Source organism: Serratia marcescens (assembly GCF_001902635.1).
Lineage (GTDB): Bacteria > Pseudomonadota > Gammaproteobacteria > Enterobacterales > Enterobacteriaceae > Serratia > Serratia marcescens_F.
In genome coordinates this window covers 34,686-54,201 of record NZ_MJAO01000029.1, presented here as the reverse complement: position 1 = coordinate 54,201, position 19,516 = coordinate 34,686, and the positions used below count along the sequence as shown (strand labels likewise).

20 protein-coding genes and 1 pseudogene are annotated in these 19,516 nt (G+C 59.9%); 10 read left to right on the top strand and 11 right to left on the bottom strand.

What is annotated here, in order from left to right; genetic code table 11:
• From BHU62_RS21755 to pspA, 6 genes and pseudogenes are all read right to left on the bottom strand, one after another.
• Nucleotides 1-456, bottom strand: a pseudogene (locus tag BHU62_RS21755) (TIGR01620 family protein); the annotation flags it as partial.
• Entirely contained in the window at nt 453-1,850 is a 1,398-nt protein-coding gene (locus BHU62_RS21750) for a YcjX family protein (RefSeq protein ID WP_073534519.1), read from the bottom strand. The gene BHU62_RS21750 and the pseudogene BHU62_RS21755, both read right to left, overlap by 4 nt.
• Nucleotides 1,831-2,088, bottom strand: a complete 258-nt coding sequence (gene pspD, locus BHU62_RS21745) for a phage shock protein PspD (protein ID WP_073534518.1) — start codon at nt 2,086-2,088, stop codon at nt 1,831-1,833. Before pspD ends, BHU62_RS21750 begins: the two co-directional genes overlap by 20 nt.
• A 104-nt stretch (nt 2,089-2,192) precedes the next feature.
• On the bottom strand, nt 2,193-2,552 hold the full coding sequence (pspC, locus tag BHU62_RS21740) for an envelope stress response membrane protein PspC (RefSeq protein ID WP_004930552.1): 360 nt from the start codon (nt 2,550-2,552) through the stop codon (nt 2,193-2,195).
• Entirely contained in the window at nt 2,552-2,779 is a 228-nt protein-coding gene (pspB, locus tag BHU62_RS21735) for an envelope stress response membrane protein PspB (RefSeq protein ID WP_004930553.1), read from the bottom strand. Before pspB ends, pspC begins: the two co-directional genes overlap by 1 nt.
• Before the next feature lie 63 nt (nt 2,780-2,842).
• Complete coding sequence (gene pspA / locus BHU62_RS21730) at nt 2,843-3,508, bottom strand: phage shock protein PspA (protein ID WP_073534517.1); 666 nt, start codon at nt 3,506-3,508, stop codon at nt 2,843-2,845.
• A gap of 184 nt (nt 3,509-3,692) precedes the next feature.
• On the opposite strand from pspA, the gene pspF reads away from it, so the two are divergent.
• The 4 genes from pspF to BHU62_RS21715 all read left to right on the top strand — a co-directional run bounded on the left by pspF (nt 3,693) and on the right by BHU62_RS21715 (nt 6,902).
• On the top strand, nt 3,693-4,700 hold the full coding sequence (pspF, locus tag BHU62_RS21725) for a phage shock protein operon transcriptional activator (protein WP_073534516.1): 1,008 nt from the start codon (nt 3,693-3,695) through the stop codon (nt 4,698-4,700).
• Between the two features lie 610 nt (nt 4,701-5,310).
• A complete protein-coding gene (locus BHU62_RS25105) occupies nt 5,311-5,730 on the top strand; it encodes a hypothetical protein (protein WP_139282315.1) in 420 nt (139 codons plus the stop codon).
• A 26-nt stretch (nt 5,731-5,756) separates the two neighbouring features.
• Nucleotides 5,757-6,266 (top strand): hypothetical protein, encoded by a 510-nt coding sequence (locus tag BHU62_RS21720; RefSeq protein WP_073534515.1) that lies wholly within the window; start codon nt 5,757-5,759, stop codon nt 6,264-6,266.
• 69 nt (nt 6,267-6,335) lie between these two features.
• Nucleotides 6,336-6,902 (top strand): papain-like cysteine protease family protein, encoded by a 567-nt coding sequence (locus BHU62_RS21715; protein WP_073534514.1) that lies wholly within the window; start codon nt 6,336-6,338, stop codon nt 6,900-6,902.
• A gap of 428 nt (nt 6,903-7,330) precedes the next feature.
• Here BHU62_RS21715 and zigA read toward each other — a convergent pair whose 3' ends face one another.
• Genes zigA through folE2 form a run of 3 tightly spaced genes read right to left on the bottom strand, consistent with a single transcriptional unit; the run spans nt 7,331 to nt 10,005 of the window.
• Nucleotides 7,331-8,518, bottom strand: a complete 1,188-nt coding sequence (zigA, locus tag BHU62_RS21710; RefSeq protein ID WP_073534513.1) for a zinc metallochaperone GTPase ZigA — start codon at nt 8,516-8,518, stop codon at nt 7,331-7,333.
• 10 nt (nt 8,519-8,528) lie between these two features.
• The gene (locus tag BHU62_RS21705; protein WP_073534512.1) at nt 8,529-9,089 is read right to left on the bottom strand and encodes a carbonate dehydratase; all 561 of its coding nucleotides are present in this window, start codon (nt 9,087-9,089) and stop codon (nt 8,529-8,531) included.
• On the bottom strand, nt 9,079-10,005 hold the full coding sequence (gene folE2, locus BHU62_RS21700) for a GTP cyclohydrolase FolE2 (RefSeq protein ID WP_073534511.1): 927 nt from the start codon (nt 10,003-10,005) through the stop codon (nt 9,079-9,081). The genes BHU62_RS21705 and folE2 overlap by 11 nt, the downstream gene beginning before the upstream one ends.
• 204 nt (nt 10,006-10,209) lie before the next feature.
• Here folE2 and sapA point away from each other — a divergent pair, with 204 nt between their 5' ends.
• The 6 genes from sapA to BHU62_RS21665 all read left to right on the top strand — a co-directional run bounded on the left by sapA (nt 10,210) and on the right by BHU62_RS21665 (nt 17,110).
• Nucleotides 10,210-11,859: an ABC transporter substrate-binding protein SapA gene (gene sapA, locus BHU62_RS21695; protein ID WP_073534510.1), complete on the top strand. Its 1,650-nt coding sequence runs from the start codon at nt 10,210-10,212 to the stop codon at nt 11,857-11,859.
• Nucleotides 11,856-12,821: a putrescine export ABC transporter permease SapB gene (gene sapB / locus BHU62_RS21690; RefSeq protein WP_073534509.1), complete on the top strand. Its 966-nt coding sequence runs from the start codon at nt 11,856-11,858 to the stop codon at nt 12,819-12,821. Before sapA ends, sapB begins: the two co-directional genes overlap by 4 nt.
• Nucleotides 12,808-13,698 carry a putrescine export ABC transporter permease SapC gene (sapC, locus tag BHU62_RS21685; protein WP_004930580.1) on the top strand — a complete coding sequence of 297 codons (891 nt, stop codon included), beginning with the start codon at nt 12,808-12,810 and terminating at the stop codon, nt 13,696-13,698. Before sapB ends, sapC begins: the two co-directional genes overlap by 14 nt.
• Nucleotides 13,698-14,690, top strand: a complete 993-nt coding sequence (gene sapD / locus BHU62_RS21680; protein ID WP_073534508.1) for a putrescine export ABC transporter ATP-binding protein SapD — start codon at nt 13,698-13,700, stop codon at nt 14,688-14,690. Before sapC ends, sapD begins: the two co-directional genes overlap by 1 nt.
• 1 nt (nt 14,691) lies before the next feature.
• Nucleotides 14,692-15,504: a putrescine export ABC transporter ATP-binding protein SapF gene (sapF, locus tag BHU62_RS21675; RefSeq protein WP_004930589.1), complete on the top strand. Its 813-nt coding sequence runs from the start codon at nt 14,692-14,694 to the stop codon at nt 15,502-15,504.
• A 421-nt stretch (nt 15,505-15,925) separates the two neighbouring features.
• Nucleotides 15,926-17,110, top strand: a complete 1,185-nt coding sequence (locus BHU62_RS21665) for a CMD domain-containing protein (protein WP_073534506.1) — start codon at nt 15,926-15,928, stop codon at nt 17,108-17,110.
• Nucleotides 17,111-17,154: 44 nt separating this feature from the next.
• On the opposite strand, the gene BHU62_RS21660 is transcribed toward BHU62_RS21665, so the two are convergent.
• On the bottom strand, nt 17,155-18,060 hold the full coding sequence (locus BHU62_RS21660) for a LysR family transcriptional regulator (RefSeq protein ID WP_073534505.1): 906 nt from the start codon (nt 18,058-18,060) through the stop codon (nt 17,155-17,157).
• Nucleotides 18,061-18,125: 65 nt separating this feature from the next.
• A complete protein-coding gene (gene dacD / locus BHU62_RS21655) occupies nt 18,126-19,295 on the bottom strand; it encodes a serine-type D-Ala-D-Ala carboxypeptidase DacD (protein WP_073534504.1) in 1,170 nt (389 codons plus the stop codon).
• Nucleotides 19,296-19,516 lie beyond the last annotated feature (221 nt).

Sequence of the window (19,516 nt, the reverse complement as noted above, 5' to 3'; positions counted from 1 at the left end):
CCCTTGCCCCAGCCCGTGGCTGTGCAACAGTTCGCGCGCCACGTCGCGCTCTTCCGCGCGCTGTCGCAGCCGATACAAACGCCGCCACTCGGTGACCACCGAGCCAACGCCGGCGAACACGATCAACCCGCCGGCCACGCCGCCACCCATGGCGATCCAGTCCTGCTGCACCCAGGCGCTATGCACCCACTGCACGCCCTGCGCCACCACGCTGACGCCGAACAGCGCCAGGCCGGCGGTCACCATCTTGCGCCACAGGCTGCGTTTCGGCTTTAGCGCGGCGTTAATAATGCCTTCAGCGCGCCCTTCTTCCTCTTCCTGCTGCAGCTCCGGCGCCGCCGGAAAGAAGCTTTCCGCCTGCTCGGCATCGAACGCGACACCGGCGCGCAATGCCGGTTCCTGCGGTGGCTGCAGCGGCTCGTCAAAATCGATACGCGGTTTGATCGGCTCGCTCATCGCAATTTGTCTCCCAGTAAAAACTCCATCACCGCATCCAGACGGATGTGCGGTAACGGGCTGTCCACGCTCATGGCGCGTGGACGGAACTCATCAAAGTGGAATCCCTGGCTCTGCCAAAACGCCGGCCCCGGCAAGCGGGCCGGCACTTCGCCCGGGAACACCGTCAGCGGCGTGCCGTCGCTCAGGCGGTTACCCTTCAGCGCCGGAATGCGCTGCCCCTGATGATCGACGATGCCGCTCTCGGTCGCCTGCACCGAAGCCAGGCCGACGCAGTCCATGCTGATGCCCTCGAACGCCGCGTTCTGCCACGCCTCCTGCACCAGCTGCTGCAACAGCGACACCAGATTGGCGTGCTGATCGGCGGTGATGTGATCCGCCTTGGTGGCGGCGAACATCAGTTTGTCGATGGTCGGCGAGAACAGCCGGCGGAACAGTGTGCGTTTGCCGTAATGGAAGCTCTGCATCAGCTGGGTCAGCGCCAGACGCATGTCATTGAACGCCTGCGGGCCGCTGTTGAGCGGCTGCAGGCAGTCGACCAGCACGATTTGCCGATCGAAACGGACGAAATGCTCTTTGTAGAAATTTTTGACGATCGACTGGCAGTAGTAGTTGAAGCGAGCGCGCAACATGCCGATGTTGGTGTGTTTGTCAGCCTGCGCCAGCTTCGATTCGCCAACCGCGGCAACGTCGGGCCACGGGAAAAACTGCAGCGCCGGCGCGCCGGCCATGTCGCCCGGCAGCACGAAACGCCCCGGCTGAATGAAGTGCAGCCCTTCGCTCTTGCAGCGCAGCAGATAGTCGGTGTAGGCCTGGGCGATCGCCGCCAGCCGGTTTTCGTCGGCCGGTGCCAGCGGATCACAGGCCTTGCACAGTTCAAGCCAGGGCTTAGCCCATTCGGCGCGTTCGCCCTGCAGCAGCCCGGCCATCTGGCGCGACCAGGCCAGGTAATCCTGCTCGAGCATCGGCAGATCCAGCAACCATTCACCGGGATAATCGACGATCTCCAGGTACAGCGTGGAGGTGTCTTTGAAGTGGCGCAGCAGAGAATCATTGGAGCGGTAACGCAGCGCCAGGCGGATTTCGCTGACGCCGCGCGTCGGCGTCGGCCAGGCCGGCGGCGTGCCGTACAGCTGCGCCAGCCCTTCGTCATAGGTGAAACGCTGAAGGCCGAGATCGCGCTGCGGGATGCGTTTCACGCCCAGCAGGCGCTCTTCGCGCACCGGTGAAAACAGCGGCATCCGCGCGCCGCTGTGCACATGCAGCAGTTGGTTGACGAAGGCGGTGATAAAGGCGGTTTTACCGCTGCGGCTCAGGCCGGTCACCGCCAGGCGCAGATGGCGATCCATTCCGCGGTTGACCAGCGAGGTTAACTCATTTTGCAGTCGTTTCATTGCTCTCCTTGACGTAACGCCCGAATGCCTTGTTCAGGCCTTTGCGAAACAGCGGTTCCAGCACCAGCGCCAGCACGAAGCGCACCGGTTTGCGGCCGACAGTCTTCAACAGCCAGCCGGCGGCGCCCGCCGGGCCGTAGTTCAATAACGCTATGATGATGACTTTAGCCAATGTCTTCAACATTGCCGCCGCCCCTTGTTTAAATCCACCTGATTTGGCGGCGTAGGTTTTATTCATGGCAATGCCCTCCGGCACGGTGACGATAAGGATTCACTCAACGGGATGACGGCGGCGCGGATGCCCGGCCTGCGCCTGCGCAGGCCTGTGCATCGCAAGAAGGGTTACAGCTTGCGGAAGCGGCTCTGCACGCCGAAGGTGTCGGACGTCACGTAGCGCTCGACCTGACGCAGCTGCTGCTCGCCGCTGCCCAGTTCATACTCCAGCTGATCGAGCAGCTGGCGCGGCGTCTTCTGATGCTCGCCTTCGAAACGGCTGGCCGGCGCTTCGTCCAGCACGAACACCAGCGCGATATAGGCCACCAGCGTGAAGAAGAACAGCCCGAAGAACAGCGACAGCACCACCATCACGCGGATCAGGCGCACCGGCACGTCGAAATAGTGGGCCAAACCGGCGCAGACACCTTTCACCATGCCCTCTTCGGGAACGCGATAAAGCTTTTTACTGCCCAGCGTCGTGCTCATCAAGACTGTCTCCAGTTCGGGTGTTCCGCATCGAGGATCTCTTCCAACGCCTGAATGCGTTCACGCATGCGTTTGGCGTCTTCCGCCAGCTGCGCCAGGCGCTGCATCTCTTGCTGACTCAATTGGATGCCGGTCTGTTGCCGATTGCTGTAATGCAGCCAAAGCCAAATCGGCGCGACAAACAGCACGAAAATTGTCAGCGGAATGGCCAGTAATAAAGCACTCATTGTTATTCCTTCTTATCGGATCCTGGATAGGCGGCCACCTCCAGCAGGTGGCCGCGGTTCGCCTTACTCTGAGCGGTTCATCTTGGCTTTCAGCGCCGCCAGTTGCTCACTGATGGCGTCGTCGGCTTTCAGCTCGGCAAACTCCTGGTCCAGGGACTTCTTTTTACCGATGCTGATGCTTTCCGCTTCGGCTTCCATATGATCGATGCGGCGTTCGAACTGTTCGAAACGCGCCATCGCTTCATCCAGCTTGCCGCTGTCGAGCTGGCGGCGCACTTCGCGGGAGGACGATGCAGCCTGATGGCGCAGCGCCAGCGCCTGCTGCCGCGCGCGGGTTTCGGTCAGCTTGTTTTCCAGCTCGCCGATTTCGCTCTTCATGCGCGCCAGCGTTTCTTCTACTGTAGCCACTTCCTGCGTCAGCGTGGCGATCAGATCGGCCACCTTCTGTTTTTCGATCAGCGCCGCGCGGGCCAGATCTTCTTTATCTTTGCGCAACGCCAGCTCGGCTTTTTCCTGCCAGTCGCTGAGCTGGTTTTCACCCTGCTCGATGCGGCGCAGCAGCTGCTTTTTCTCCGCCAGCGCGCGCGCCGACGTAGAGCGAACTTCAACCAGCGTGTCTTCCATCTCTTGGATCATCAACCGCACCAGCTTTTGCGGATCTTCCGCCTTGTCCAGCAGAGTGTTGATGTTGGCGTTCACGATGTCGGCAAAACGAGAAAAAATACCCATAATTCACTTCCTCTTGGTTCTGATGGCGTCTGAAGCGCCGCGTTAAGTCGTACAGCTTGCCCAAAGATACAATCAAAACCCGTGCCAACTTTTATTCCATTGAAAAACAAAGACTATTAATTTTTGACTCTCTGCGCGCTTGCTGTAGAGTGATTATTTTCACCAAACATTGGCGAATTTCATCATGAGCGAACAGCCAGAAAATTTGTTGGGCGAAGCGAACGCCTTTGTCGACGTCTTGGAGCAAGTCTCCCAGGTGGCCAAGCTGAACAAGCCGGTGCTGGTGATCGGCGAACGCGGCACCGGCAAGGAGCTGATCGCCCACCGTTTGCACTATCTTTCCAACCGGTGGCAAGGGCCATTCATCTCGCTCAACTGCGCGGCGCTGAATGAAAACCTGCTGGATTCCGAACTGTTCGGCCACGAGGCCGGTGCCTTTACCGGCGCGCAGAAGCGCCATCTGGGCCGCTTCGAGCGCGCCGACGGCGGCACGCTGTTCCTCGATGAGCTGGCGACCGCGCCGATGCTGGTGCAGGAAAAATTGCTGCGGGTGATCGAATACGGCCAGCTGGAGCGCGTGGGCGGCAGCCAGCCGCTGCGGGTGGATGTACGCCTGGTGTGCGCCACCAACGACGATCTGCCGGCGCTGGCGGCGGCGGGCAAGTTCCGCGCCGATCTGCTGGACCGGCTGGCGTTCGACGTGGTGCAGCTGCCGCCGCTGCGCCAGCGCCGGCCCGATATCATGCTGCTGGCCGAGCATTTCGCCATGCAAATGTGCCGCGAGCTGGCGCTGCCGCTGTTTCCCGGCTTTACCGAACATGCCAGGCAAACGCTGCTCGGCTACGGCTGGCCAGGCAACGTGCGCGAACTGAAAAACGTGGTGGAACGCTCGGTCTATCGTCATGGCAACAGCGACAACCCGCTGAGCGAGATCGTCATCAACCCATTCGCCCCGCGCGAGGCGGCCCCGATCGCGCCCGCCGCCGAGGGCGCCGGCGCATTGCCGGCGCTGCCGCTGGACTTGAAACACTGGCAACTGGAACAGGAAAAGGCGCTGATCGAAGCGGCGCTGCAGCAAGGGCGGTTCAACCAACGCAAGGCGGCGCAGCTGCTGGGGCTGACCTATCACCAGTTGCGCGGCATGCTGAAAAAGCATGCGCTGCTGCAAAGCGGCGAGCCGGACGACGCATAGCAGCGATGGGAAATGGGTGCCGGTCTTTCCCGGCTGCCAGCTATTAGCCCCAGGTTGAGATATACGGCCAGAGAGCGGCCGCCTGGGGATGTCGGCCTTTCCCGACGGTCACTTCTATCCCAGCCAGGCCCCACCCGCGCTTCCGGGCACGCCACCTCACCGGCGATCGTTTTGGGCCCGAATCCTGACTTGATGGGAGTTTGTTGGATAATCACAGGCATTCTCCTCGTGGCCAGCGCGTCGATGAGCAAGAGTATGAAATGCCGCAACGGGACTGTGAATGCGTGAGAATTCAAACTTCTGTCGAGATCGTCCGGCGTAAGCGGCAGAAGAAGAGTTAGACCACTATTTGCTATATTACCATCAGGAATATAATATTTTTTTGAATAGCCATACAGCTCACAAATCTGTTGATTTCATTTTATGAATGTACTGTTTTATCTTGCAGCAATCGCGAACTTTAACTATTACCAATATCGGCCGCCATCTTTATAATAAATGGAAGGTGGCTGAAACACATTGAACAACGTTCTATTTTCAGGTCAGACTCGCGTCGCGACCGGACAAATTTAACATACAGCAACCAACTAATTAAATCAGGAGCCTTTGCGTGGGTCACTCACACAAAATAGACGACTGTGCCATTCAGATATTGATATGCATCGATGAAAATCTTGCCCAGGAAGGCACAATAAAGGGTATTTATCTGATGGATAATCAATTGGGAAACAATTCCGCTCACTCCGCGCTCCCCAGTGTTGCAACAACGGTTGCAAAGGGGGATAAAATTTATTGGCGAATTACTCTGGTCGACCCAAACTCAGGGGGCACAGTCGGATTGACTGAAATTGGCAATTGCCGGGCATGGGGGTTCAGCGGACAACCTGAACCCGCTTATGATAACCCAAATGCATACACCGGTGAGGCCGAAGAATCCGGAAGTTACAGTTACAACATCGCCATTGAACTTGTTACCAGTGATGGAGATGGAATGACGCTAAGTGTACCACATAATTTGCACGTTATTTAATCCATCAGAAGATTAAAGGACCCCCAATGAGCAATCAAGAAACCACTTCCAGCGCCAACAATAATAGCAATCCAAAGATCATTCGGAGTGAAGCATGGAGTGAGTATAAGCCGCAAACGGTTATCCGTATTTTTGTGGATACTGCCAGTGTATCCGCCAATGCTGGCACGAGCGTGATCAATAAAGGTGTCTACATGATTGACAACCGTGGCAATCTCGGCAGCGCCGGACAGGGTGGATTAGATCCAAACACGCATGTACGTCTCCGGGATTTTGTTGGATTTTATATCGATCCTATCGACACCACATTGGGAGATATAGTGTCAATTGAAGGCTTTCAAGTTTTGTCTGGTGATATATTCGGTTCAGACGGCTTTCCGATTAAGGTGGAAAATGTGCACCCCAACTTTTGGGTTGGGCAAGTTATAAATAACAGCAACTCAACTTACAGGATCAAATGCAAATTGGTAACCGGGGGGTTACGAGCCCGTACTATCTATTTCCAGTGGGATCCCCACTTCACCGTAGTCGTGTAGGACAATGAAAATTCTGTGATTCTGCTTACTCTCTGCAAAACGATTTTCTACACCAAGGCGTGAATACAAATGGCTGACAATCTGTTCTACATTCCAGAATCTTCTCCTAGCAAATACGAAATCAGAAATTTCAGTAAATACTTCCAGCCGCAGCAACAGAGCAACTGGTGCTGGATAGCCACTTCGGTTGCGGTGGCGAACTATTATGCAGCGGAGAAATCTGTTTTTCCGGTTGAGCAGAGCAGGCAATGCCAAGTGTATGCTGACGTCGTCACCACAGGCAGAAACGCCTGTGTGGAGAATCAGCAGTTTCCAAATAAACTCCCAGGCACTCATCCATGTAATCAAACGGGATATCCAGATGTACCAATGAGACATTTGCAAATATTTAGCCATCAAACACTTTTTTCCACCTTGGATCCGAGTGTTACCCCGCTAATACTTCAAGCTTTGGAAGCGGATGAGCCCATCGTTATTGGGTATAATACTGGTCATGCAGCTACCTTGTACGGGTACGACAATGGACAATACCTTATCGCTGACCCCTGGTATGGCAAAAAGAAATACTCGTTTGCTCAATTACAGGATTTTCGCATTGACAGCTCTTGGCTTTTCTTTTCGAAAAGTCCGTACTGATCGTACGCGTCATTTGCAGGCCGCATGAACAAGGCTAACACGGGTTCCAATAATACCCATGACTTGACTCCGGCACGAGCGTGGCGGCCCAGTAGCCGCAGCTCTTTTCCCGAGCTGATACTCTGCCGCATAATTCCATGCCCGGCAAAACTGCTGACTGCAGTTATTGTGGGCCGGTAAATGATAAAGGCGGGCCGTTACAAGTACCGGGCGGCGCTTTTCAGGCGGAAAAGATAAGGCAAAAAAAAAGCCAGCACCCGAGCTGGCTTAAAAAACACTGGAAGCAATGTGAGCAATGTCGTGCCTTCCACGTCAGAGCCGCAAACTGTGGCCTTCCGTGAACTGCCAGGCGATGATAATAGTTATCAGTATCGTCTGTAAAGCACTTTGTTGAGAATTTTTCTCATTACCACACGAAGATTGCGCAATTACCACTCAGGGAACGGGTCCGCCATATCCAGCCAGTGGTCCACGCCGGCAGTCATTTCATCGTCGCTCAGCAAACAGTCGTCCAGCAAACGCACGATCGTCGCCTGCTGCAGATGCTGGCCGATAAACACCAGTTCCTGGCGCATGTCGCCGAACGGCTCCACCCATTTTTCCTGAATGTGCGCCCGCGTTTCTGCATCCTGCGGCCAGTCATCTTGCGGGATGGCGCGCCAAAAAGTGCCCGCCAGGCCGTAGTGGGCGATTCCGCCGGCCTGGCTCCACTGCCCAGCCTGCCGTGGCCGCGTCGCCAGCCAGAAGAAACCTTTCGACCGCAGCAGTTTTCCGCCGCCCCAGTCGCCGTTGATCACGCGGTAGAATTTGTCCGGCGCAAACGGCCGCCGCGCCTGATAGACGAAGCTGCTGATGCCGTAGTTTTCCGTTTCCGGCACGTGTTCGCCGCGCAGCTCTTTCAGCCAGCCGGGCGCCTGCTGCGCCTTTTCAAAGCTGAAGCTGCCGGTATTCAGCACCGCCTCCAGCGGCAGTTTGCCCGGCGCGATCGGCACAATGCGGGCGTCGGGGTTCAGGCTGGCCAGCAGCGCCATCACTTCGCCCTGCTGCGCCTCCGTCAGCAGATCGGTCTTGCTGACCAGGATCACGTCGCAGAATTCGATCTGTTCGATCAGCAGGTCCGCCACGCTGCGCAGGTCGTCCTCGCCCAGGCTTTGGCCGGCTTCCTGCAGGCTTTGCGCCTGCTGGTACTGCTGAATGAAATTCACCCCGTCGACCACCGTCACCAGGGTATCCAGCCGGGCGAACTGCGACAGACTTTCGCCCTTTTCGTCCTCAAACGTAAAGGTTTCCGCCACCGGCAGCGGTTCGGAGATGCCGCTCGATTCGATCAGCAGGTAATCGAAACGCCCGTCCTGCGCCAGCTCGCGCACCGAGACCAGCAGGTCTTCGCGCAGCGTGCAGCAAATGCAGCCGTTGCTCATCTCCACCAGCTTCTCCTGCTGGCGATCGAGATGCACGGCATTTTCCACCAGCGCGGCGTCGATGTTCACTTCGCTCATGTCGTTGACGATCACCGCCACGCGCATGCCCTGCCGGTTGTTCAGGATATGGTTCAGCACCGTGGTTTTGCCGGCGCCGAGAAAGCCGGAAAGCACGGTCACGGGAAGTTGTTTCATGGGAGCCTCATTAAAATTCATTGCGTAATGCCTGGTAACCGCGCACCAGTTCGACGTTGGTGGCGGCCACTTCTTCCGAAAATTGCAGCGCGCCGCGATCGACCTGGCGATAGCGCGACAGATCGCTGTCCGCCCCCACGCGCTCGGTCGAGGGGATATAGCGGTTTTCCGGCAGCGTCACGCCGTCCACCACCGCGTTGTAACGCACCACGCAGCCGGACCGGATGTGGCAGTTGAACAGCACGCTGTTGAAACCGATAAACACCCGATCGTCGATGCGACACGGGCCGTGGACGATGGCGCGGTGGGCGATCGAGCTGTAGCGACCGATGGTGACCGCCGCCCCGCTCTTGGAGTGGATCACCACGCCGTCCTGAATATTGGAATGCGAACCGATGACGATCGGTTCCATGTCACCGGCGGCGTTCAACTCATCGGCGCGGATCACCGCATAAGGGCCGACATAGACGAACTCTTCGACGATCACCCGGCCGCAAATAATGGCAGTGGGATCGATGTAGGCCAGCGGCGAAACCTGCGGCAGATGGCCGCTGGGATTTTTACGCAGCATGATGTTCTCCCCGCCAGCTCAGCTCCGCCACCGCATTGTGGGCATGCAGGCTCTCCTGATGCTCGACGCGCAGCGAGAAGGCGCGGTAGTCGCACTGGCTGCGCAGCATGCGATACAGGCGCCGTGCCGCGTCCTCGCAAAACATCAGGTTCTGACCGTTGGCCAGCGCGAAGGCCTGCTCGTCGCGGCGTTTCACCAGCGTTTGCACCGGCGTGCCCAGCGCGTGTTCGATGCGATCGATCAGCTTCACCGGTTCGAACGCCCGTTCATTCTCGGGCGTCACGGTGATCCAGGCCCAGCTCCGCTGGCTGTGGGGCGTGGCCGGCATCCCCTGTTCCAGCAGCCAATCGCTCACCTGGCGTTGGCTGACCTGCTCCGCCGCCTGTTCGAAATCAAACTGGAACTGTTGCTGCGCCAGCTGGCGGCTGAGCGCCGCCGAACTCGGGCAGGTAGAGGAGTAAGGTACGCCGACGGTTAGCGCCGGCATCAGCGTGTCCGCCAGAGTTGCCTCGATACGCAGGGGGTAAGCCTTCCAGCCGCGCTGCGGCGATAACAGCGCCGGGCGCGACAGCAACAGCTCGCCGCTGATCGCCAGGCTGGCGCGATCGCTGTATTCCGGCTGCGAATCCAGAAAGGCCTGTAGCGTTCGGCCGATGCGCTGCGGCGTCAGCTCGCCCTGCGTCAATTCGTCCAGCGCCAGGTACAGCCGCGACATGTGAATGCCGCGTTCGCACGCCGCTTCAGCGCGCAGGTTGATGCCGGCGTCGACCTTAGCCATCAGTGGCTTGCCGGCCAGCTCCAGCGGCAGCGCGATCCCTTGCATCCCGACCCAATCGAGCCCGACATCACTCATTTCACCGCGCCATGCCTGAGCGTCCGGCAGCGAACGGCGTGGTGGAAGTGCAACTTCGTTCATACATCCCCTTGCGTTATGTGACTTTGCCGGGGAACGGTAACATGGTTTTGTTATATTATAACATATCAAATGGATTTTTTTTTCACGCCGCTGAGCGGCCTGATTAATCAAGTAGCAGAAAACTCAGCGATTTTGCTCAATGGATTGGGCTGCCGGTCAGAGTGCGATACACTAACGCTATTGCTGATTAACCCATGAGCCTCTATGCGTGGTTTACCTCTTTGGATCTTGTCGTTGTGCTTTACCGGCTCCGCCCTGGCCGCGACAACACCCCCCGCGCCCGCCGCGGCGCCGCTGCCGGACATTCGCCAGAGCGGCTTTGTCTATTGCGTCAGCGGCATACTGAATACCTTCAACCCGCAAATGGCCAGCAGCGGCCTGACGGTGGATACCCTGGCCGCCCAGCTGTACGATCGCCTGTTGGATGTCGATCCCTACACCTATCGGCTGATCCCCGAGCTGGCGCAAAGCTGGGAGGTGCTGGACAACGGCGCCACCTACCGCTTTCATCTGCGCAAGGACGTGCCGTTCCAGACTACCGCCTGGTTCACGCCCACCCGCAAGCTGAACGCCGACGACGTGGTGTTCAGCTTCGCGCGCGTATTCGATCAGAAACACCCGTATCACGACGTTAACGGCGGCGAATACCCCTATTTCGACAGCCTGCAGTTCGGCGATTCGGTGCAGAGCGTGAGAAAGCTCGACGATTACACGGTGGAGATTCGCCTGCAGTCACCGGACGCCTCGTTCCTGTGGCACCTGGCGACCCACTACGCGCCGGTGCTGTCCGCCGAATACGCCGATCTGCTGACGCGCGAAGGCCATCAGGAGCTGATCGACCGCGAACCGGTCGGCAGCGGCCCGTTCCTGCTCAACGAATACCGTTCGGGGCAATATATTCGCCTGGCGCGCAACGCCGCCTACTGGAAAGGCCTGCCGCGCATGCCACAGGTGGTGATCGATCTGGGTGCCGGCGGCACCGGCCGCCTCTCCAAACTGCTGACCGGCGAGTGTGACGTGTTGGCTTATCCGGCGGCCAGCCAATTGTCTATTCTGCGCGACGATCCGCGCCTGCGCCTGACGCTGCGTCCGGGGATGAACATCGCCTATCTGGCGTTCAACACCCGCAAACCGCCGCTCGACAATCTCAACGTGCGCCAGGCGATCTCGCTGGCGATCAACAACCAGCGGTTGATGCAGTCGATCTATTACGGCACGGCGGAAACCGCCGCCTCGATCCTGCCGCGTGCCTCCTGGGCCTATGACAACGACGCGCACGTCACCGAGTACGATCCGGCCAAATCGCGCGAGATGCTCCGCCAGGCCGGCGTCGGCCAGCTGAACCTGAAGCTGTGGGTGCCGACCGCCTCGCAGTCTTACAACCCGAGCCCGTTGAAAACCGCCGAGCTGATCCAGGCCGATCTCGGCCAGGTAGGCATCAACGTCACCATCGTGCCGGTGGAGGGCCGTTTCCAGGAAGCGCGCCTGATGGAGATGAACCACGATCTGACCCTGACCGGCTGGGCCACCGACAGCAACGATCCGGACAGCTTCTTCCGGCCGCTGCTGAGCTGCGCGGCAATCCGTTCGCAAACCAACTATGCTCACTGGTGTGACCCGGGCTTCGACGAGGTGCTGCAGAACGCGCTGCTGTCGCAGCAGCTGTCTCAGCGCATCGACAACTACCGCAAGGCGCAGAAGATCCTCGAGCAGCAGCTGCCGGTGCTGCCGTTGGCCTCTTCCCTGCGTCTGCAGGCCTACCGCTACGACATCAAGGGGTTGGTGCTGAGCCCGTTCGGCAACGCCTCGTTCGCCGGGGTGTACCGTGAATCCGCGCCGGAGGTGAAAAAGTGATTATCTTTACCCTGCGCCGCATCCTGCTGTTGCTGATCACGCTGTTCTTCCTGACGCTGGTCAGCTTCAGCCTGAGCTATTTCACACCGCGCGCGCCGCTGAACGGCGCCGCCCTGCTGGACGCCTATCAGTTCTACTTCGTCAGCCTGTTGCACTGGGACTTCGGCGTCTCCAGCATCAACGGCCAGGCGATCAGCGAACAGCTGCGCGAAGTGTTCCCCGCTACCCTGGAACTGTGCCTGCTGGCGTTCACCCTGGCGCTGTTCATCGGCATTCCGCTGGGTATCATCGCCGGCGTGCTGCGCGGCAAGTGGCAGGACACCGCCATCAGCACCTTCGCGTTGCTGGGCTTCTCGATGCCGGTGTTCTGGCTGGCGCTGCTGCTGATGCTGTTCTTCTCGCTGCACCTGGGCTGGCTGCCGGTTTCCGGCCGCTTCGACCTGCTGTATCAGGTGAAACCGATCACCGGTTTCGCGCTGATTGACGCCTGGCTGTCGGACTCGCCGTACCGCGCCGAGATGATCGGCAGCGCGCTGCGCCACATGATCCTGCCGATCGCCGCGCTGGCGGTGGCACCCACCACCGAAGTGGTGCGCCTGATGCGCATCAGCACCGACGACGTGCTGAGCCAAAACTACATTAAGGCCGCCGCCACCCGCGGCCTGTCGCGCTTCACCATCATTCGCCGCCACGTGTTGCACAATGCGCTGCCGCCGATCATCCCCAAACTGGGGCTGCAGTTCTCCACCATGCTCACGCTGGCAATGATCACCGAAGTGGTGTTCAGCTGGCCGGGCCTCGGACGGTGGCTGATCAACGCCATTCGCCAGCAGGACTATGCGGCGATTTCCGCCGGCGTCATGGTGGTCGGCACGCTGGTGATCACCATTAACGTCCTGGCCGACATTCTGGGTGCGGCAACCAACCCGCTGAAACATAAGGAATGGTATGCCCTTCGATAACGTATACCGCGAGAAGAAGATGCCGAGCCCGCTGCGCTACACCTGGCGGATTTTCTACGGCGACGCGCTGGCGATGATCGGTTTTTACGGGGTGATCGCCCTGCTGCTGCTGTCGCTGTTCGGCAGCCTGCTGGCGCCCTATGCGCTGGATCAGCAGTTCCTCGGTTATCAACTGCTGCCGCCTTCCTGGTCGCGCTACGGCAACGTGTCGTTCTTCCTCGGCACCGACGATCTCGGGCGCGACATCCTCAGCCGCCTGTTGACCGGCACCGCCGCCACCTTCGGCTCGGCGCTGGCGGTAACGCTGGCCGCGGCGTTCTGCGGGGTGATCCTCGGCGTGTTCGCCGGCGTCACTCACGGGCTGCGCTCGGCGGTGCTCAACCACATTCTCGATACCCTGCTGTCTATTCCGTCGCTGCTGCTGGCGATCGTGGTGGTGGCGTTTATCGGCCCCAAACTCGAACACGCCATGCTGGCGGTGTGGCTCGCCTTGCTGCCGCGCATGGTGCGCACCATCTACAGCGCGGTGCACGACGAGCTGGAGAAAGAGTACGTGGTGGCGGCGCGCCTCGACGGCGCCTCCACGCTGCAGATCCTGTGGTATGCAGTGATGCCGAATATCGCGGCGGTGCTGGTGACCGAGTTCACCCGCGCGCTGTCGATGGCCATTTTGGATATCGCCGCGCTCGGCTTCCTCGATCTCGGCGCGCAGCTGCCTTCGCCGGAATGGGGAGCGATGCTCGGCGATTCGCTCGAGCTGGTGTACGTCGCGCCCTGGACGGTGATGCTGCCCGGCGCGGCCATCCTCGTCAGCGTGCTGCTGGTTAACCTGTTAGGCGACGGTATGCGCCGCGCAATCAATGCCGGGGTGGAATAATGCCGTTACTCGATATCCGCAATCTGACGATTGAATTTATGACCGCCGAAGGGCCGGTCAAGGCGGTCGATCGCGTCAGCATGACGCTGACCGAGGGCGAGGTGCGCGGCCTGGTGGGCGAATCGGGCTCCGGCAAGAGCCTGATCGCCAAAGCCATCTGCGGCGTGACCAAAGACAACTGGCGCGTCACCGCCGACCGTTTTCGTTTCGACGACATCGATCTGCTGCAGCTGAGCCCGCGCGAGCGGCGCAAGCTGGTGGGCCACAACGTCTCGATGATTTTCCAGGAGCCGCAGTCCTGTCTCGATCCTTCCGAGAGCATCGGCCGCCAGCTGGCGCAGGCCATCCCGGGCTGGACCTACAAAGGCCGCTGGTGGCAGCGCTTCAACTGGCGCAAACGGCGCGCCATCGAACTGCTGCACCGCGTCGGCATCAAGGATCACGACGACATCATGGGCAGCTTCCCTTACGAGCTGACCGAAGGCGAGTGCCAGAAAGTGATGATCGCCATTGCGCTGGCTAACCAGCCGCGCCTGCTGATCGCCGATGAGCCGACCAACGCCATGGAGCCGACCACCCAGGCGCAGATTTTCCGCCTGTTGGCGCGTCTCAACCAGAACAACAACACCACCATCCTGCTGATCAGCCACGATTTGCAGATGATGAGCAAGTGGGCCGACCGGGTGAACGTATTGTACTGCGGGCAAACGGTGGAAAGCGCCCAGTGCGAAGAGCTGCTGGCGGCGCCGCACCACCCTTACACTCAGGCGCTGATCCGCGCCATGCCGGACTTCGGCCGCTCGCTGCCGCACAAGAGCCGGTTGAACACGCTGCCGGGCGCCATTCCTTCGCTGGAACACCTGCCGATCGGCTGCCGCCTGGGGCCGCGTTGCCCTTACGCGCAGAAGAAGTGCATCGAAACGCCGCGCCTGCGCCCGGTCAAGAACCACTTCTTTGCCTGCCACTTCCCGCTGAACATGGAGGAGCAATAACATGGAAACGCTGTTGGAAGTGCGCAACCTGAGCAAAACCTACCGCTACCGCACCGGGCTGTTCCGCCGCCAGCACGTCGAGGCGGTGAAATCCGTCAGCTTTACCCTACGCGAAGGCCAGACGTTGGCGGTGATCGGCGAGAACGGCTCCGGCAAATCCACGCTGGCGAAGATGCTCTCCGGCATGGTGGAACCCACCGCCGGCGAACTGCTGATCGACGATCACCCGCTGGAATTCGGCGATTATCGCTACCGTAGCCAGCGCATTCGCATGATTTTTCAGGATCCGAGCACCTCGCTCAACCCGCGCCAACGCATCGGCCAGCTGCTGGACGCGCCGCTGCGGCTGAACACCGATCTGGAACCCGCCGAGCGCGAGCAACGCATCAACCAGACGCTGCGCCAGGTCGGCATGCTGCCGGATCACGCCTACTATTATCCGCACATGCTGGCTTCCGGGCAGAAACAGCGCGTCGCACTGGCACGCGCGCTGATCCTGCAACCGAAGGTGATCGTCGCCGATGAGGCGCTGGCCTCGCTGGACATGTCAATGCGCTCGCAAATCATCAACCTGATGCTGGAGCTGCAGGAAAAGCACGGTATTTCCTATATCTATGTCACCCAGCACCTCGGCATGATGAAACATATCAGCGACCAGGTGCTGGTGATGCACGAAGGGGAAATCGTCGAACGCGGCAGCACCGCCGAGGTGTTGGCGGCACCGCTGCACGAACTGACCAAGCGGCTTATCGCCAGCCACTTCGGCGAGGCGCTGACCGCCGACGCCTGGCGGCGTGACGGCGGCCGTTTCTGAACCAGGTCTGCACATGCAAACCCGCTGCGGCGGGTTTTTTATTGCCGCATGCGCCTGCCGCTTAGCGAGAAAGCGCACATACAAATTACATTCTTGTTATATATCCTTATATTTTATTCTTTTCAGTTATTGATTAGTCCGTAACATTATTTTATCTCGCCAGGGCGATCGGTGAGGATATCCCCTACGTTGAGCCTCTCATACGACAGGATATCGCACTGATGAACAGCCTTCGCCATCGCCGCCTCACGCAGTTTCTGCTCACGCTGGCCGCCGGTTTCTCTGTTTACGGCCACGCGCTGTGCTGCGATGAGCTGCGCTAAATCCGCCTTTCGCCCCGCCTGCGGGCATGTTGCCTCTTTGTCCAGCCGCCGCTGCCGTACGCACCGGTGGCCGTTGCTCATGATTAAGGATTGACCCTATGGAACGACTCCGTCGACAACATAATGCCCAGTGGTATCACGAAACCCAAAGCAGCGTGCGGGGCGATGCGCCGCTGGAGCCGCAGGCGGCCACCCTGCGCGATCGTTTTCTGCTGGGGCTGGGTGCCTTCGCCGATGACGCGTTAAACACCGCGCTAAGCGCCCGCGCCGGGGTATTCAACGCCTCGCTGGCCGGTTACCACGCCCTGTTTCCCGATCAGGTGCCGTTATCACGATACGTGACATTGTCACCTTACGATCGCCTCAGCACCGCGCTGACCGTCGCTCAGGTGACGGGCGTGCAGTCGCTTTGTAGCCACTACGCTGCCCGCCTTGCCCCGCTGCACAGCCCGGACGCCTCCCGGGAAAGCAATATCCGCCTCGCCCAGATCACCCAATACGCCCGTCAGCTCGCCAGCCAGCCCACGCTGATTTGCCGCAAGGCGCTGCAACAGCTTGGCGACGTCGGCCTGAGCCCGGCGGATATCGTGACCTTTTCGCAGGTGATCGGTTTTGTCAGCTATCAGGCGCGCGTGGTGGCAGGCGTCGCAGCGTTGGCCGGCCGGCCGACGGTGGTGGTGCCCGGCTTCCCGAACCTCGAAGATGCCGATGGCGTCGCCTTCAGCACCGAAGTGCTGGGCTGGTCTGCACGCCTGCCGACGATCGACGTGGAAACCGCCACCGCCGAACAGCTCGACGAGTTGGATCAGAGCCACCCGCAGGCGCGCGCCGAGTCTTATTATCTGCTGCTGGCGCACGACGCCGCCGCGCTGCGCGAACGCAACGGCGTATTCAACGGCATCAACGCCGAGGGATACGGGTTATCGAGCCGCTTGAAAGCGCTGGCGACGCTGGCAGTTTCGCGCATCAACGGCAGCCATTACTGCGCGGCCACGGTGGCGCAAGAGCTGCAGGATAACGGATTGCTTCAGGCGCTGTTCGCCGGGCTGCCTCAAGGGGCGGCGTATGCCGAGGATACGGTCAAACGCGCGGTGATCCACACCGCCGCCGAACTGACGCGCGCACCGGAAAAATTCACCCCGCAGAGCGTGCAGCCGTTGTTCAACAGCGGCCTGGATCAGGCACAGGCGCTGGACGTGATCCTCACCGTCGCGCTCTACGCCTGGGAGAACCGCCTGCGCCAAACATTGGGCGATGCTGAGTTACCGGCTATTGCCGACTGAATGTCGCGACGCGGCCTTATCGCCGGCCGCAAGAGATAACGCCTTCAGAGATTCTGTTGCCGCAGCCATTCGCTGGCGGCGTCGAAGAATTTTTGCGCCAGCGGCGTAGCGCGTTCCGCCATATCGACCACCACCGCAGCATGGCGCGGCATGGCGCCGATGGCCACCGGACGCCGCTGTAATTCAGGCATCAGCGACGATTGCAGCTGCCCGCGCGGGAACAGCCCGCAGCCCAAACCGACGAAAATCCCCTCCAGCAGTTGGAAGATCGAGGTGGTTTCCAGCCGCGTGTGCAGCGTCAATCCGGCGTCGCGGAAGTGCTGATCGAGATAGCGGCGGAAATAACGCGTCGGCTCGGCCAGGCACAGCGGCAAGGCGGCCACCGCTTCCAGTGGCAACGGCGCGTCGCCCACCAGTTTCGGGAAATGCAGCGGATGAAACACCAGCTCGACGCCGGTTTCCACCAGCGGCTGCGACTGGAAATGCAGCTCCTTTAGCGTCGACAGTTCGAAAAAGCCGATGCCGATGTCTACGGTATGCGCCGTCAGCGCCTCCAGCAGTTGGTCGGCGCTCAGCACCGCCAGCCGGTAATCGAGATGCGGATAACGTTCGCTGACCGCCTTGAGCATTTCCGCCACCGAGATGCTGCACTGCGGCACCACCCCAAGGCGCAGCGTGCCGTGCAAGCCGTGCTTGAGCGACTCCACCTCCAGCTTCAGCCCTTGATAAACCGAAACGATCTCACGCGCCCACGCCAGCACCCGCTCGCCCTCGGCGGTGAAGCCGCCGAAATGGTTGCCGCGGTTAATCAGCGAAACGCCCAGCTCTTTTTCCAGGTTTTTCAATCGCATGGACAGCGTCGGCTGGCTGACGAAGCTGGCCTCCGCCGCCCGGCCGAAGTGGCGTTCCCGTTCTAAATTACACAGATAAATCAGTTGTTTAATATCCATAGCGCGGCTCAATAATCGGCATTCGCGCTCAGTATACCATCGGGCGCCATCACCTGCCCCGTGAGTCAGAGTTTCAGCTTCACGTAATCCATCAGGCGCGAGAACACACCGCCCTGCGGCACCGCCTGCAGCGCCACCAGCGGCAGGGTTTTCAGCACCTGGCCATTATCGCTGATGCGGATCTCGCCGACGGTCTGCCCTTTGTTAACCGGCGCTTCCAGCCGCGCGACGTTAAGCACGTACTGCGCTTTCAGCTTGTCCGCCTCGCTTTTCGGCAGGCTGAGCGCCTGTTCTTGCGAGCTGCCAACCGGCAACCGGTGATTCTCGCCGTACCAGATCGGCTCTTCCCCCAGGCTCTGGCCGGCGCTGAACAAATGTACGGTGGTAAAGTCGCGTAGTCCCCACGTGAGCAGCTTACGCGCCTGCTCCTCACGCCCTTTGGAACTTTTACCGCCCATCACCACGGCGATCAGGCGGCGATCGCCTTCGGTGGCAGAAGCGATGATGTTGAAACCGGCCGAGGCGGTGTGACCGGTTTTCAGGCCGTCGACGTGCAGGGTTTTATCCCACAACAGGCCATTGCGATTCTGCTGCGTGATGCCGTTCCAGGTCAGCGACTTCTCGCTGTACATAGAGTATTCCGCCGGTTCGCTCATGATGATGGCGCGCGCAATCACCGCCAGATCGCCGGCGGTGGTGAACTGCCCCGGCGCATCCAGCCCGTGCACCGTTTCAAAATGGGTGTTCTGCAGGCCCAGCTGCGCGCTCTTCTCGTTCATCAGCTTGACGAAGTTGGCCTGGCTGCCCGCCACATAGTCCGCCATCGCCACGCAGGCGTCGTTGCCGGAATCGATGATGATGCCGCGGCTGAGATCGCGTACCGTGACCCTGTCACCGGGTTTCAGGAACATCAACGAAGATCCTTTGAACACCGGGTTGCCCTGCGCCCAGGCGTCTTTACCCACGGTAACCACATCGTCGAGGCCAATCTTATGCTGGTCGAGCGCATGGTCGATCACCAACCCGGTCATCAGTTTGGTCAGGCTGGCCGGGTTGCGCCGTTGGTCAGCATTGCCGGCAGCCAGCACCTGGCCGGTGGTGTAATCCATCAAAACGTAAGAGGCGGCGTCTATCGCCGGCGGGGTCATGGTGGGAAAATTGGGCGCCGTTTCCGCCGCCTGCGCCGCTAAAGGCAGTAAAATGCCGCCGATCACCACTGATACTGAACGCTTCACGCTGTGTTCCTCAGGCCCGCAGGCTGAATAAAATGCCAATATAATCCGCGAGATAGACTGCATTAATTCACTTTCTGACGAAACCATTACTCTTTTGCAGCGGGTGTCTTTATGCAACCATTTGTTTACGCCGTCGCCCGCCTGCGATAGATACGCTCTATGCCGCCATTGCCCCATTCGATTAGACGCCCCCCCGCAGCGCCCCTAAACTTGTGACATAA

Excerpts from the sequence above, each read along its gene's own strand:
- BHU62_RS21750 (WP_073534519.1), bottom strand. The coding sequence starts at position 1,850 with ATGAAACGACTGCAAAATGAGTTAACCTCGCTGGTCAACCGCGGAATG.
- pspD (WP_073534518.1), bottom strand. The coding sequence starts at position 2,088 with ATGAATAAAACCTACGCCGCCAAATCAGGTGGATTTAAACAAGGGGCG.
- pspC (WP_004930552.1), bottom strand. The coding sequence starts at position 2,552 with ATGAGCACGACGCTGGGCAGTAAAAAGCTTTATCGCGTTCCCGAAGAG.
- pspB (WP_004930553.1), bottom strand. The coding sequence starts at position 2,779 with ATGAGTGCTTTATTACTGGCCATTCCGCTGACAATTTTCGTGCTGTTT.
- pspA (WP_073534517.1), bottom strand. The coding sequence starts at position 3,508 with ATGGGTATTTTTTCTCGTTTTGCCGACATCGTGAACGCCAACATCAAC.
- pspF (WP_073534516.1), top strand. The coding sequence starts at position 3,693 with ATGAGCGAACAGCCAGAAAATTTGTTGGGCGAAGCGAACGCCTTTGTC.
- BHU62_RS21720 (WP_073534515.1), top strand. The coding sequence starts at position 5,757 with ATGAGCAATCAAGAAACCACTTCCAGCGCCAACAATAATAGCAATCCA.
- BHU62_RS21715 (WP_073534514.1), top strand. The coding sequence starts at position 6,336 with ATGGCTGACAATCTGTTCTACATTCCAGAATCTTCTCCTAGCAAATAC.
- zigA (WP_073534513.1), bottom strand. The coding sequence starts at position 8,518 with ATGAAACAACTTCCCGTGACCGTGCTTTCCGGCTTTCTCGGCGCCGGC.
- BHU62_RS21705 (WP_073534512.1), bottom strand. The coding sequence starts at position 9,089 with ATGCTGCGTAAAAATCCCAGCGGCCATCTGCCGCAGGTTTCGCCGCTG.
- folE2 (WP_073534511.1), bottom strand. The coding sequence starts at position 10,005 with ATGAACGAAGTTGCACTTCCACCACGCCGTTCGCTGCCGGACGCTCAG.
- sapA (WP_073534510.1), top strand. The coding sequence starts at position 10,210 with ATGCGTGGTTTACCTCTTTGGATCTTGTCGTTGTGCTTTACCGGCTCC.
- sapC (WP_004930580.1), top strand. The coding sequence starts at position 12,808 with ATGCCCTTCGATAACGTATACCGCGAGAAGAAGATGCCGAGCCCGCTG.
- sapD (WP_073534508.1), top strand. The coding sequence starts at position 13,698 with ATGCCGTTACTCGATATCCGCAATCTGACGATTGAATTTATGACCGCC.
- sapF (WP_004930589.1), top strand. The coding sequence starts at position 14,692 with ATGGAAACGCTGTTGGAAGTGCGCAACCTGAGCAAAACCTACCGCTAC.
- BHU62_RS21665 (WP_073534506.1), top strand. The coding sequence starts at position 15,926 with ATGGAACGACTCCGTCGACAACATAATGCCCAGTGGTATCACGAAACC.
- BHU62_RS21660 (WP_073534505.1), bottom strand. The coding sequence starts at position 18,060 with ATGGATATTAAACAACTGATTTATCTGTGTAATTTAGAACGGGAACGC.